This is a genomic window from Devosia sediminis (genome assembly GCF_016411825.1).
In the GTDB taxonomy this organism is placed as follows: Bacteria; Pseudomonadota; Alphaproteobacteria; order Rhizobiales; family Devosiaceae; genus Devosia; species Devosia sediminis.
The window spans coordinates 73,121-86,182 of the sequence record NZ_JAEKMH010000002.1 but is presented as its reverse complement, the minus strand read 5'-3'; the positions used below and the strand labels follow the sequence as shown (position 1 = coordinate 86,182).

The window sequence follows — 13,062 nt, the reverse complement described above, 5'->3', positions numbered from 1 at the left end:
CCGGATGAGGGGAGGTCCTGCATGAATTCCGGGGATGCGTTGAGCACCCCCCACCCATCTCGGGCTTCGCCCGATCCACCCTCTCCCCGATGGGGAGAGGAATCAGATCCCCAGTCCCACCGCTTCGGTCCGATGCACACCCTTGGGGACGAAGCAGAACGCGTCCTCCTCGCCCAGGAGCTTGGCCGCAAGGTGCACCACCGAGAGCCACATTTCCGTACCTTGCAGGCCCGGCGACTGGCCATCGGCGAAGGCAAAGCCCTCGCCATCGACCCAGCGTTCGCCGGCCCGCGCGACCACCGATCTGGCAATCGCCTCGGCCTCGCCGCGGCGATGGTCGGTCTGGCCAAGGCAGAGCAGCACTGGATGGATGGTATCGAGCAGGTTGCAGGCAGTGTAGGTGGGCCCCGAAAAGCCGCCATAGTTTCGATGGTTGAGCAGCACCGAGTCGATCGCTGCCTCCGGTCGCGGCACGGCCACGCCGAACTGGGCATAGGTGCCCCGCGTCAGCCGGTAGAAACCGTTGACCGGCTGCAAAAGTCCCTCGTCGGCAGTGGGCGAGCCCCAGAGCCCGGAGGCACGATCCTGGTGCAGCGCCAGCCAGCCGAAAAGAGTTTCGCGCGTCGGGCCGGAGCTGAAATAGCGGGCGTTGAAATAGAGAGCGGTGCCGATGGCATCGACCGCGGCGCCCGCCCCCCAGGCTCGCTCTCGCCAGGTCAGGCCGCGCAGCCATTCACAGAGGTCCGGTGCGCCGATTTCAACCGCAGATACCGGGTGCAGCGGCCTCGCTCCGAGCACTTCGAGCGCATAGCCGACAGCCAGGACATTGTAGAGTGCCAGCCCATCGTCACGCATGGCGACGCCGGGCTTAGGCCCCTGATACGGATCCGGGAACAGGCCCGTTTCCGCGTCCTGCACCGCCTGCAGCCGCGCGATGGCCGCCTTCACATCGAGCCCATCGGGGAGAGCATCGAAACCGGTGGCAATCTCGATGGCGTCGCAGAGATGGCGAATGCTCATCTTTGCCGCGCCATGGTTCTCGCGCGACAGGTATTCGCCATCGACCATGTTGCGCCGGAGGATATCCTGGAACTGCTTTTTGGCCCGCTCGCCCAGGGCGGTCAGTTGTGCCCGTGTGTCGTCGCGACGCGAGCGGCCACGATAGCGCAGCACCTTTGCCGGCACGCCGCCGACAATGGCCATCGGGGGCACGTCCTTGCTGACCACCGCGCCCGCCGCGATCACCGCGCCCTTGCCGATTGTAACGCCATCGACCACGACGGCATTGGCGCCGATCCACACATCGTCCCCGATGGTGATGCCGCGCGTCTCGTGCTTCTGCAGATAGATCGGCGTGTCGGGGTCGTCATAGCCGTGGTTGAAGCCAACCAGCGAGACATGGCTGGCAATGCGGACGCCGTTCCCACAGGTGACCTTGCCCGAGATCATCGCATAGGGATTGACCGTGCAGTGCGCACCGAATGTGGCCTCGCCGCGCACCAGGGCATGCCCGGCAATCCAGCTCTGTTCGCCCAGTTCAAGGCGGGTCGTGAAGATGGCGGCATCCCGTGCGACGTAGGCCGTGGGGTGGAAGCTGGCACCAGCGCGCGCGGCGAGTTCGGCTTGACGGGTTCGGTGCTCGGGACTGTCAATGTCTTCCGGCTTCCGATCCCAAGTCAGGAATTGCAGGCGGGATGAGTGCCAATCCCCCTCATCCGCCCTTCGGGCACCTTCTCCCACGAGGGGATAAGGGAAACCTGTGTTCGACGCGGTCTCGGTGCCCCCCTCGCCCCTTGTGGGAGAGGGTGGATCGCCCGCAGGGCGAGACGGGTGAGGGGTCTGGGATGCCTCTACGCCTATCGAACTTCGCTCGAATGTCTCCGCCATCACGCCAATCTCTCCAGCAGCGCCGGCTCGATTTCATAGAGCATAGGCTCGCCGCGGACGAAACGCTCGACTTCTTCCACCGCCATCAGCCCGAGCCGCGCCCGTTCGGTGCCAATGGCGCCGGCGACATGGGGGGTGAGAAAAACATTGGGCAGGCTGAACAGCGGCGAGTTGGCCGGCGGGATTTCGGGGTCGGTGACATCGATGACGGCCTGGATACGACCGGTCTGCAATTCCGCGATCAGCGCCGCCTCGTCCACCAGCGCCCCGCGCGCCGTGTTGATGAAGGCAGCGCCATCCTGCATCAGCTTCAATTGCCGCGCGCCGATCATGTGCCGGGTCGAGGGCAGCGACGGCGCATGGATAGACACGACGTCGGAGCGGGCCATCAGGGCGTCGAGCTCCACCAGCTCCACCTGCCGGGCGAGGGGATCGTCCGGCTGCACGAAGGGATCGTAGAGCAGCACATCCATGTCGAAATTTTCGAGCATGGCCGCGACCTTGCGGCCGATGCGCGAGGCGCCGACAAGGCCTACGGTGCGGCGGAAATTGCCGATGGACGTGTCCATCAGCTCGTAACTGCTGCGCCGGCTCGGATCGGCGCGATAGAGGTCGCGCAGCTCGAACATGCGCTTGTTGGCAAAAAGGATCGCCGCCAGGGTGAATTCGGCCACCGGCACGGCATTGGCCTCGGCGGCATGCGTGACACGGACACCGCTCGCATAGGCCACGGGATCGACGGTGAATTTGACCGTGCCCGCAGCATGGGCAATCAACTTCAAATTTGGCGCGGCGCGCAAGAGGTCAGGGGTCAGCATCGGACAGCCCCAGCCGGTGACGAGGATTTCCGTCTCCGCCAGTGCCGCGCGTGCGGATGGCGTCGAAAAGCTGGTCAGCGGCACTGAGGAGACCAGGTCGCAACAGGCCTCCAGCCTTTGCATGGCATGCTCGTCGAAGACGTGCCTGGTCTTGTGCGGATCGAAGGCAAAACTCAGTTTTGGGCGCATCAGAACCGCTCCGGCACCATTATGGCGCTGACATCAGCGCCCTCGCGGGCAAAGAGGGCCTCGAGAGCCGCCAGGTCCGGCGCGCGCGGCGGGGTGGTGAGAGCCGTTTCGGCCTCGCTGCCCGCCTTGAACGCCATGGCCGCCGTCACCAGCACAGTCGTGCCGGCGGCGATGTCGCCCCGCAGCTGCGGCACGATGGTTTTCGACGCGATGAGATTGGTGTTGGGCAAGGCGCGGAATGCGCGCCCGTCGCGCCGACCGGCAAGGCAGACAATGGCGCTGAGATCGGTTTTCGAGCGCGCCACCGCCCTGCCCTTCTCGTCGATATAGTCATCGGCATTGAGGTCGGCGCGGGCAATGGCGAAGCCGCCTTCGGTGCCATGCAGCGCTCGCGGGGTGGTAATCCGGTGCACGCGCACATGCCAGTGATGGGCCGGGATCAGCCACGTCTCGACCGTCACATCACTCCAGGGCTTCCAGCGCGCATGGAGGCAGTTCTCGGCGATCTGCGCGGTCTCGTTGGTTTCGCGCACCCGGTAGTGGCGGCCATCGTCGCTCAGCGCCAGCGCACCGTCGAAGGCTCCGGACTGGTAGGCGCGCTCGTCGACTTCCACGGAAAAGCCGTAGCGGCTCGAATAAACGAACTTGGCGTATTTCTCGGTGCCAGCGCGCATCTGCCAGTTCTGCTGGCCGCTCGACAGCGCCACCACATTGCCCGGCGAGTGCTGCATGACCATGCCTGGATGTTTCAGGGGCACCGGCTTGTGTTCGAAGCCGGCTTCCTCTTCCTCGGCCGTCCAGAAGGGGTGGTCGGCCGGCAGCGCCAATGGCAGGAAGGCCTTCAGCGCCCAATAGGGCGAACCGGCCGAATTGTAGCTTTCGGACATGAAGAGCTGCGGATAGGCATAGCCGATGGAGAGCACACCATTGCCATGGGCGATGGGCTTGTCGGCCCACCAGCGCAGGTGGCGCATGAAGTGGCCCTTGATCTTGCCCCAGGGCAGCGCTTCGAGATCGGCAAAGGCCAGCGCGCCCCAGAAGCCGCCGCAGGCAAAGCGATAGGTCAGCGAACGCCCGAAGGCGAGCGTGCCGCCATCCTCGTCGAACCAGTGCTGGATATCCTTGGCAAAGAGCGCGGCACGCTCCTTGTAGGCGGCGACGCGCTTGTCGTCGCCGCGCGCCAGCTTGGCATAAATCAGGCCATAGAAATGCATGGCGAAGGGAATGTAGTGGTCAATGCGGCGGACATTGCCGTCGCGATACCAGCCTTCGCCGAGGTAGAAGCCGTCGAGTTCCTCGAGGTACTTTTCGGTCAGCGAGCGGTCGAAGTCGACGCCGCATTCCTCGAGGCCGAGATCGACCAGGATGCGGAAGAACTTCCAGTTGTTGTCGGCATAGTCGAACTTTCGCGCATGCTTCAAATAAGCCGCGAGGTTGTCCTTGGCCTTCTGCGGCAGCGGCGCCCACACCAGATGCGGCACCATGCGCATGGTGAAGCCGATGGCGGCTAGTTCGACCATGCGCTGGTCGGTGGAATTGACCGTGCCCCAATATTCGGGGTGCTCCGGATCTGTGCCATTGGCGAGACCCTGCCGATAGAGCTCCCAGTGGGCAAAGTCTCCCCCACCTGCCGCCAGCGGCGTCAGGCCCCAGAGCGGCCTAGCAAACCCTTCGAGGTCGGCGGCGGCGCGGTCGAAATGGGCCGCCGCTCCATCGAGCCGCACGCGCGCTCCACCCTCGGAAAAGTAGGGCAAGAGCGGGTCGAACAGGTCGCGCAACCCCGTTTCGACATCGACGCGGGTCTTGAGCGGGTTGTCGTAGAGAGGATTGTCGGTTGCCGGATCATAAGTCATTTCAAGCAATGGCCTTTATCGGCGCCTCATAGGCGCCCTTGAGATCGAGTGTTTCGGCAAAATGGCAGGCCGCCAGTTGCGCCGTGCCGTTGATGGGGCGCAGCGCCGGCTTTTCGGCGCGACAGATGTCCTGGGCGTATTTGCAGCGCGTATGGAAGGGGCACCCTTTCGGCCGGTTGCCGAGATAGGGGATTTCGCCCTTCAGCTCCTTGTTGCGCCCTTTGCGCCGGCTGGGATCTGCAATGGGCAGGGCCTCGAGCAGCATTTCGGTATAGGGATGGCGCGGCCGCTCGAAGAGCAGGTCGGTCGGTGCATTCTCCACCACATGCCCGAGATACATCACCACCACCCGGTCGGCGATGTAGTTCACGACCCCCAGATCGTGGCTGATGAAGATATAGGTGAGGCCGAACTCTTCCTTGAGATCGTCGAGCAGGTTCAGCACCTGCGCCTGGATCGACACGTCCAGCGCCGAGACCGCCTCGTCGGCGATGACCAGCTTGGGGTTGAGCACCAGGGCCCGGGCAATGCCGATGCGCTGCCGCTGGCCGCCGGAAAAGGCATGGGGGTAGCGCCCTGCCGCGTCTGGTGAAATGCCGACCTTGCCTAGGGTGTCATAGACCCGCGCTTCGAGTTCCTTGCCGCGCAGCAAACGGTGCACGCGCAGCGGCTCGGCGACGATGTCGAAGACCCGCATATTGGGGTTGAGCGAACTCATCGGATCCTGAAAGATCATGCGGATGTCGCGGCGATAAGGCTCTATCTCGCGCTTCCCCAGCGTGGTCAGGTCGACATGGCCACCCTCGTCGCGATGGTAGAAGACATGGCCCGACGATACCGGCTGCGCCTTGATGATGCAGCGCCCGAGCGTGGTCTTGCCACAGCCGCTTTCCCCGACAATGGCGAGCGTCTCGCCCTTCTCGACCGTCAGGTTGATGTCGTTGAGCGCCACCAGCTCGCGGCCCTCGCGGAAGAGGCTGCCGCCGAGGTGGAAGACTTTTGAAAGATTTTCGACGGTGAGCAGCGTGGTCATGCCATTGCCTCCTCGCGAACATGAGTGAGCAGGTGACAGCGGGCGACATGGTCCGCGCCGATTTGCGTGCGCTCGGGCCGCACGGTCGGGCATGGCGCAAAGGCGTGTGGGCAGCGGCTGGTAAAGGCACAGCCGACGGGCCGGTCCTTGGGTGACGGCACCGTGCCCTTGATCGGCGTCAGGCGCTGCCGCTCCGCCTTGCGCATCAGCCGCGGCACCGAATTCATCAGCGCCTGCGTATAGGGGTGCTTTGGGGCGCGGAAGACGTCGAACACATCCCCCTGTTCCACCACATCACCCAGATACATGACGGCGATGTCGTCGGCGATCTCCGCCACCACGCCCAGGTCATGGGTGATGAACAGCATGGCCATGCCGAAATCGTCCTGCAACTGGCGCAGGAGATCGAGGATCTGCGCCTGCGTGGTCACGTCCAGTGCCGTGGTCGGCTCATCGGCGATCAGCAGTTTGGGCGTACAGGCCAGCGCCATGGCGATCATGGCGCGTTGCCGGAGGCCGCCGCTCAATTCGAACGGATAGGCATTGGCACGGTCGCGGGCACCGGGCACGCCGACCTGGTCGAGCAGCGATACGGTGCGCTCTCGCGCCTGCTTCTTGTTGAGGCGATCGTGGAGGATGATGATTTCGTCGACCTGGTCGCCGATCGTATGCACGGGCGAAAGCGAGGACATCGGCTCCTGAAAGATCATCGAGATTTCCGCGCCGCGCAGCGCCCGCATGGCGAGACTGTCGGATTTGAGCTTGGCGATATCGACTGCGCCGGACCCAGTATCGAAGAGGATTTCGCCCGTCGGGATCTTCGCGTTCTTGTCGAGCAGTCGCAGCACGGCGCGGGCGGTGACGGACTTGCCGCAGCCGCTTTCACCCACCAGCGCCAGCGTCTTGCCCGGCGTCAGGGTCAGATCGACTTGCCGCACCGCCTCGATATCGGCCTCGTCGGGCGAGGTGAAGGTGATGGACATGTCGTTGATGGTGAGGAGGGGCTTGGTCATGCCGGGAACTCCCTTGGTGTTGCGGAAGACCCCCTCACCCGTCTCGCGCTGCGCGCGATCCACCCTCTCCCACAAGGGGCGAGGGGGAACCCGGTGGTGGGGGCGCCACGGTGCCACCCTTCTCCCCTTGTGGGAGAAGGTGTCCGAAGGGCGGATGAGGGGTGCGGCACGCTCGAAAACATCATCTCACCGCCCATGAGGATCGGCCGCGTCGCGCAGACCATCGCCGAAGAAGTTGAGCGCGAGGATGACGATCACCACGCAGACGCCGGGGGCCAATAGCCAAGGCGCCGTTGCCAGGGTCCGGATATTCTGGGCGTCCTGCAGCAGCGTGCCCCAGGAAACGATGGGCGCCTGAAGACCAAGGCCCAGGAAGCTCAGCGCGGTTTCGGCCAGGATCATGCCGGGAATGGCGAGCGTCGCCGCGGCGATGATGTGGCTGGTGAAGCTCGGCACCATGTGGCGGGTGACGATGCGCCAGTCGCTGGCGCCGTCGAGTTGCGCCGCCGTGACGAAATCCTCAGTGCGCAGACTGAGGAACCGCCCGCGCACCACACGCGCCAGTTCAGTCCAGCCGATCAGCGACAGGATCAGCGTGATGGCAAAGTAGGTCTGGAGCGCACTCCAATCCTTGGGCATGGCGGCGGCGAGGCCCAGCCAGAGCGGGATGGTCGGCATGGAGCGGATGAACTCGACCACGCGCATCACTGCGCTGTCGAACCAGCCACCGTAGAAGCCGGCGAAGCCGCCGATGACGATGCCGAAGAAGAGGCTCAGCGTTACGCCGGCAAGGCCGATGCTGAGCGAGATACGGGTGCCATGGATCAGGCGGCTCAGCATGTCGCGGCCCAGCCGGTCGGCGCCCAGGATGTAGAAGGGGTCGCGCGGGTTTTCGACGCCGATCAGCTTGACCGACAGCGGGATCACCCCGGCCAGCAGGTACGGTTCGCTTTCGGCAAAGAACCGCACGGGAATGCGGACCTCCTCGTCGATGACGAAGGTGCGCCGCAGCGCCACCGGGTCGATCTCGGTCTTGTAGCCGTTGACATAGGGACCGAATTCCCAGCCGCCATCGGCGTTCTGCGCCACGAAATGCAGGCCCTGCGGTGGCGCATAGGTGTAGCGGGCACTGTAATGCACCGGATCCACCGGAGCGATGAACTCGGCCAGAAGCGCCACGAGATAGAAGAACACCACGACCCAGAGGCTGACCAGGGCCAGCTTGTGCTGGCGGAAGCGCCGCCACATCAGGCCGAGCTGGCTTTCGCGCCGGTTGCGCGCCTTGGGCAGATCGACATGGACGGTAGGTTGCACGGTATCCACGGCCATTACTTGCTCCCGTAGCGAATTCGGGGATCGATGAGGGCGAGCAGGATGTCCGAAATCAGCGTGCCGATGACGGTGAGGACGCTCAGCAGGAGGATGATCGCCCCGGCGAGGTACATGTCCTGCGTGGTCAGCGAGCGCAGCAGCATCGGGCCGGCGGTAGGCAGGTTGAGCACCACCGAGACGATGACCGATCCCGAGACCAGAGCCGGCAGGAGCCAGCCGATGGTCGAGACCAGCGGGTTGAGCGCCAGCCGCACGGGATATTTAAGGACAACCTTCCATTCCGGCAGGCCCTTGGCGCGGGCCGTCACCACATAGGGTTTCTTGAGTTCATCGAGCAGGTTGGCGCGCAGGATGCGGATCAGTTCGGCCGTGCCGGCGGTCGCCAGCACCAGCACCGGCGCCCAGGCATGGGCAAAGAAATCCCAGATGCGCGGCAGGCTCCAGCGCGCATTCTCGAATTCGGGTGAGAACAGTCCCCCCATGGTCACGCCGAACCAGACATAGGCCAGGTACATGAGAATGAGGGCGAAGAAGAAGTTGGGCACGGCGAGGCCGATGAAGCCGGCAATGGTGGCAAGGTAGTCGCCGAGGGAATATTTGCGTACGGCCGCGTAGATGCCGATGGGCAGCGCGATCAGCCACATGACGATCACCGCCAGGCCCTCGACCAGAACGGAATTGCCCAGACGCCCCCAGATCAGTTCCCAGACCGGCCGCTTCCATTCGAAGCTGTGGCCGAAATTGCCCTGCACCACGCCCGAGATCCACTTCCAGTACTGCACATAGAAGGGTTCGCCGAGGCCATACTGGGCCCTGAGATTCTCGATGACTCGCGGATCGACCTGGTCGCCGGTGGACGAGAGCTGGGCGATGTAGCTCGTGAGATAGTCGCCCGGCGGAAGCTGGATGATGGCGAAGGCCACGATCGAAACGGCGACGAGGGTCAGCACCATGGCGATGGTGCGCCGGATGATGAAGGCGAGCATGGCGGGGGCCCTTGCTGGTTCGTTTGGGGTCCCCCCGCGGCCGGGAAGCGCCGCGAGGGGATCGAGCGGGGGGAGGTCGACCCGCTTACTCGAAGTACCAGGTGACCGGGTCCATGGGCGCCGGGGTCGGGAAGAGCCAGGCGTTGAACATGGTTTCGGGCACGTTCTTGAGGTTGTTGCGAACGATCGAATAGGAGTTCGGCATGAGGCTGACGCCGATCACCGGGAACTGCTCCTTGGTGATCGCCAGCACCTGGCGGAACAGCTCGGCGCGCTTTTCCGGATCGGCTTCGGCACGGACCTGGTTGTAGAGGTCCATCTGTTCCTTGGCCCAATCCACCGGCTCCTCGGCGATTTCCGGGCGGGTGCCGTTGAACCACTGCGCCCAGCGATAGGCCCAGACGGACTCGTCGGAGAACGGGAAGTAGTAGCGCGGCTCCTGCAGGGCCTCGATGCCACCGTCGCCGGCCCATACCTGGGCGTCGAACTCACCGGCCGGGCGCTTTTCGTAGAACAGCGTGCGGTCGATATTGTTGAGCTCGATCTCGACACCGGCAGCGCCAAGCTGGAGCTGCATGATTTCGAGCATGTCGATCCATTCGGGGCGCAGGGCCGAGATCACGTCGACCGAGATCTTGGCCGGATTGCCGTCGCTCATCAGGTAGATGCCGTCACCATTCTTTTCGGTAAGGCCAGCGGCGGCGAAGTGCTCGGCAGCGAGGTCCGGGTCGAACTCGGTATATTGCTTGGCCAGTTCCTCGTCGTAGAACTGCGATTCAGGGCGCGGCGCGACCTGGAAGGGTTCGCCCTGGCCGGTAAAGACCACGTCGATGATCTCCGCACGATCGATGGCATGGGAAATGCCGATGCGGAAATCCTTGTTCTGATAGAGCTCCTTCTTGACCGGGTCGAGGTGGTTGAGATTGAGCTGCAGCACCAGCGTGTTGGAGGCCGAAGGGATCACCTCGCCCAGATGATAGCCACCGGCTTCCTGGCCATCGAAGAACAGGGGCTTGTTCACATTGGTGGCAATGTGACGTTCCTGGAAATCGATCTCGCCGTTGAGGGCGGCCAGCGTCAGCTCTTCGACCCCGCCCTGGCTTACGCGCATGTCGAGATTGTCGATATAGGGGAGCTGGTTTCCGGCGCTGTCGGTCTTCCAGTAATAGGGATTGCGCTTCCAGGTGACGCGCTGGGCATTGGCCGAGAGCGGCTGGTCGATCACCCAGCCATAGATGGTGGGCAGGTCGGCGTTGGAGAAGCGAATGGTTTCCCAGCCCCAGGCACAGCGATCCTGCAGATAGAGCGCCCAACCGTCGAAGCCCGCCGCCTTGGCGTCAGCATCGGCGTTTTCGTTGTAGGTGGGGTGGAACTGGCTGCAATATTGCTTCTGCAGCGAAGTGATGTGGAGGCCGTCGGTGGAGGCCAGCGTCTCCATGAACATGCCGTTTGGCTTTTCGAAGGTGAACTTGAAATTGTAGTCGTCGATGACCGTCAACGTCATCGGATTGTTCTTGCTGTCGATCCAGCTATTGGCCGCGTAATCGGGGTCCTGGTACATCTCGACGGTGAAGGCGATGTCCTCCGTCGTGTAAGGCGTGCCGTCGCTCCACTTCACGCCTTCGCGCAGCTTGAACGTATATTCCTTGGCGTCGGCGCTGGCTTCCCAGCTCTCGGCCAGGTTGGGCAGCACGCTCTTCCATTCGTGGTCGTAGCGAACCAGGCCCTCATAGGCCACGGTCTTGACGATCAGCCCATTGTCGCCGCCGCCATTCATGCCCATGCGCCAGGTGCCGCCATAGGAGCCGGCACTGGGGCCATCCACGACCAGCGGATTGGCCGGCAGGCGCTCTGCCACGGGCGGCAACTCGCCGCTCGATACGGCCGCGTCAAGCGCCGGCGACTGCTGTTGCGCCAGCACGGGCCCGGCAGCGGCCATCACCGCTGCGAGGGCCACTGCACTGGCCAAACCATAAAGATGGTCTTTCCTCATCCTAGTCCTCCCTTTGCCGGGGTTGTCCCACCTCCGGCGTTCACTCCTGCCCGCGGCACTCCTCAGAGCCTCGAGCCGCTATAGATCTGCCCCAAAGGGCAGTACTCCCCCTCAGCGGAGGGGCGAGATTTCGAGCGCGAGGCGTCCCTTCCGGCTTTTCTGCCGGGGCGTGAACACCACGCGTGTGAGATCGACGGCGGGTTGGTACTGCTTTTCCGCCCCTTCGTGCCGGTCGAAGGCGACGTCGAGTTCGGCCGCGTCGTAGTGCACGACGACGCCGGCCGAGGTGTCGCCAATGCGCACCGTGCCATTGCCGGCCTCGGCTGCCAGCGGCGTCACCAGCACGGACTGGAAGAGGCCGTCGGTTCCGGTGAATTCAAAATCGTCGGCCAGCAGCACACGACCATCAGGCGTCCGGCGATCAAGCGTCAGGTTGCGCCTCAGGGCGGCAAGCCCGGCCGCTTCGGGATAGGCGGCAGCCATATCGAGTTCGAGCCGATCCGCCTCGACGCCATGCTCATGCATCATCACCTCAGCCGCGTGGTCGCGGCCTTCGGCCTGTTCGAAACCGTTGACCATGGGCACGGAGTGTCCGCGCGACGAGGCGAAGAGGTTCTGGTAGCGCTCGGGCCCAAAATAGCTCTTGGAATAGCGTCCGCGGCCGGGATCGGTCAGCACAACCTTGCCGCCGGACACCACCATGAACGATCCGACGTCGTTCTGGTTGTGCATCTCGTCATTGTGGCCGCCCTTGGCGGCGAGGCACAGCGAATGGGGATCGGTCGGATCGAGCCGGCTCATCATCCACCCCATCTCGTCGTACCAGTCATGCTTGCCGACCTGCGCCGGCGCGGCGTTCTCGGGCAGAGGCCAGGCGGATTGGCGGAGCGGCCAGCAGAACTGATTGAAGGTTTCGACGCGGAAGTCGTTCGCCATGCCCAGGCCGCGAAGGCCGGGAAGCTCGAGATGCTCAGCAAGATAGGTGAGCAGGCCCGGATGGAAGACCGGATTGCTGTCGCTGTCGGAAAAGCTCACCCAGACACCCGGCGCCAACATGGTGTTGAGCGGGAAGCGGGCGATGGATTTGACGAAGTCACCGTCCAGCAGATCGATGGCACCATTGGTCCGCGCGTGCAGAAGCTGCGCCAGGACGACATAATTGCCAAAGCCATAGGTCCAGTAGTCCGGCCCTTCGCTGGACCCGCCTTCGCGGTCGAAGGTTTCGAGGTAATCGGCGAGGCTGTGGAGGCCGCGCGTCACGATGCGCGCCAGGCGGTTGCTGTCGGTGTCGAGGTAGAGCGCCGCGCCGACCACGCCGGCCACGCAAACCGCCGTCCAGTTATTGACCTGCTTTTGCGGCGTCGTGTGCAGCCACCAGTGATCGTCTCGTGCGAGGAAGGGGCCGACGGCCCGGCGTTCGACTTCCGAGCGGATCCGCAGCCGCAAGTTGGGCGAAAGCCGCTCGCCGATCAGGTAATCGAGCTCGGCCATGTCGAGCGCCGTCATGGCGGCGGCGAGATCGAGAGTCGGATGGTCGGGCCGGTCGAGGTCGCGGGCATGGGCGGGCCAGGCCCAGTTGGTTTCTTCGAGCCTTGCCCAGGCCACATCCTCGAGCGCAGGGAGGAAACGCCCCTGCCCTTCGAGCCATTCAGCCAGGGTCAGGCGATAAAGCCTGTTGCGGCGGGCACGCTGGGCATCTTCATAGCCCTCGCGACGCCCGGTCTCACGGAATTCATGATAGAGCGAAGCCGGCAGTGCCGGGATCGGGGCCTCCATGTCGGAGCTGGCAGCGGCGATGAGGTCGTTGATGACGGCGTCGCCAAGGCGTGTCTTCAGTGCGGCCAGTTCAGGCGAGCCGGAGCGGGGAAAGGGCGCAAAATCGGGAGTGGCGTCGAGCACCAGTCCGACATGCCTCACGTTCCAACGCCTCAGGGTCACGCTACCGTCCTCCAAGTCGC

Annotated in this window: 9 protein-coding genes; all 9 read right to left on the bottom strand. The window is 64.3% G+C overall.

Annotated elements, in window-relative coordinates; translation table 11 throughout:
• Window positions 1–102 precede the first annotated feature (102 nt).
• Complete coding sequence (locus JEQ47_RS07670; protein WP_328768508.1) at window positions 103–1,740, bottom strand: acyltransferase; 1,638 nt, start codon at window positions 1,738–1,740, stop codon at window positions 103–105.
• Window positions 1,741–1,886: 146 nt separating this feature from the next.
• The gene (locus JEQ47_RS07665) at window positions 1,887–2,897 is read right to left on the bottom strand and encodes a hydroxyacid dehydrogenase (protein ID WP_407931783.1); all 1,011 of its coding nucleotides are present in this window, start codon (window positions 2,895–2,897) and stop codon (window positions 1,887–1,889) included.
• On the bottom strand, window positions 2,894–4,747 hold the full coding sequence (locus JEQ47_RS07660; protein ID WP_198876813.1) for a DUF2264 domain-containing protein: 1,854 nt from the start codon (window positions 4,745–4,747) through the stop codon (window positions 2,894–2,896). Before JEQ47_RS07660 ends, JEQ47_RS07665 begins: the two co-directional genes overlap by 4 nt.
• 1 nt (window position 4,748) lies before the next feature.
• On the bottom strand, window positions 4,749–5,780 hold the full coding sequence (locus JEQ47_RS07655) for an ABC transporter ATP-binding protein (protein WP_198875831.1): 1,032 nt from the start codon (window positions 5,778–5,780) through the stop codon (window positions 4,749–4,751).
• Window positions 5,777–6,793: an ABC transporter ATP-binding protein gene (locus tag JEQ47_RS07650; protein ID WP_198875830.1), complete on the bottom strand. Its 1,017-nt coding sequence runs from the start codon at window positions 6,791–6,793 to the stop codon at window positions 5,777–5,779. The genes JEQ47_RS07655 and JEQ47_RS07650 overlap by 4 nt, the downstream gene beginning before the upstream one ends.
• Before the next feature lie 186 nt (window positions 6,794–6,979).
• Entirely contained in the window at window positions 6,980–8,122 is a 1,143-nt protein-coding gene (locus tag JEQ47_RS07645) for an ABC transporter permease (RefSeq protein WP_198875829.1), read from the bottom strand.
• Complete coding sequence (locus JEQ47_RS07640; RefSeq protein ID WP_198875828.1) at window positions 8,122–9,111, bottom strand: ABC transporter permease; 990 nt, start codon at window positions 9,109–9,111, stop codon at window positions 8,122–8,124. The genes JEQ47_RS07645 and JEQ47_RS07640 overlap by 1 nt, the downstream gene beginning before the upstream one ends.
• Window positions 9,112–9,196: 85 nt before the next feature.
• The gene (locus JEQ47_RS07635) at window positions 9,197–11,104 is read right to left on the bottom strand and encodes an ABC transporter substrate-binding protein (RefSeq protein ID WP_198875827.1); all 1,908 of its coding nucleotides are present in this window, start codon (window positions 11,102–11,104) and stop codon (window positions 9,197–9,199) included.
• 111 nt (window positions 11,105–11,215) lie between these two features.
• Complete coding sequence (locus tag JEQ47_RS07630; RefSeq protein ID WP_198875826.1) at window positions 11,216–13,042, bottom strand: heparinase II/III domain-containing protein; 1,827 nt, start codon at window positions 13,040–13,042, stop codon at window positions 11,216–11,218.
• Window positions 13,043–13,062: the final 20 nt, after the last annotated feature.

Excerpts from the sequence above, each read along its gene's own strand:
- JEQ47_RS07635 (WP_198875827.1), bottom strand. The coding sequence starts at position 11,104 with ATGAGGAAAGACCATCTTTATGGTTTGGCCAGTGCAGTGGCCCTCGCA.
- JEQ47_RS07650 (WP_198875830.1), bottom strand. The coding sequence starts at position 6,793 with ATGACCAAGCCCCTCCTCACCATCAACGACATGTCCATCACCTTCACC.
- JEQ47_RS07660 (WP_198876813.1), bottom strand. The coding sequence starts at position 4,747 with ATGACTTATGATCCGGCAACCGACAATCCTCTCTACGACAACCCGCTC.
- JEQ47_RS07655 (WP_198875831.1), bottom strand. The coding sequence starts at position 5,780 with ATGACCACGCTGCTCACCGTCGAAAATCTTTCAAAAGTCTTCCACCTC.
- JEQ47_RS07645 (WP_198875829.1), bottom strand. The coding sequence starts at position 8,122 with ATGGCCGTGGATACCGTGCAACCTACCGTCCATGTCGATCTGCCCAAG.
- JEQ47_RS07640 (WP_198875828.1), bottom strand. The coding sequence starts at position 9,111 with ATGCTCGCCTTCATCATCCGGCGCACCATCGCCATGGTGCTGACCCTC.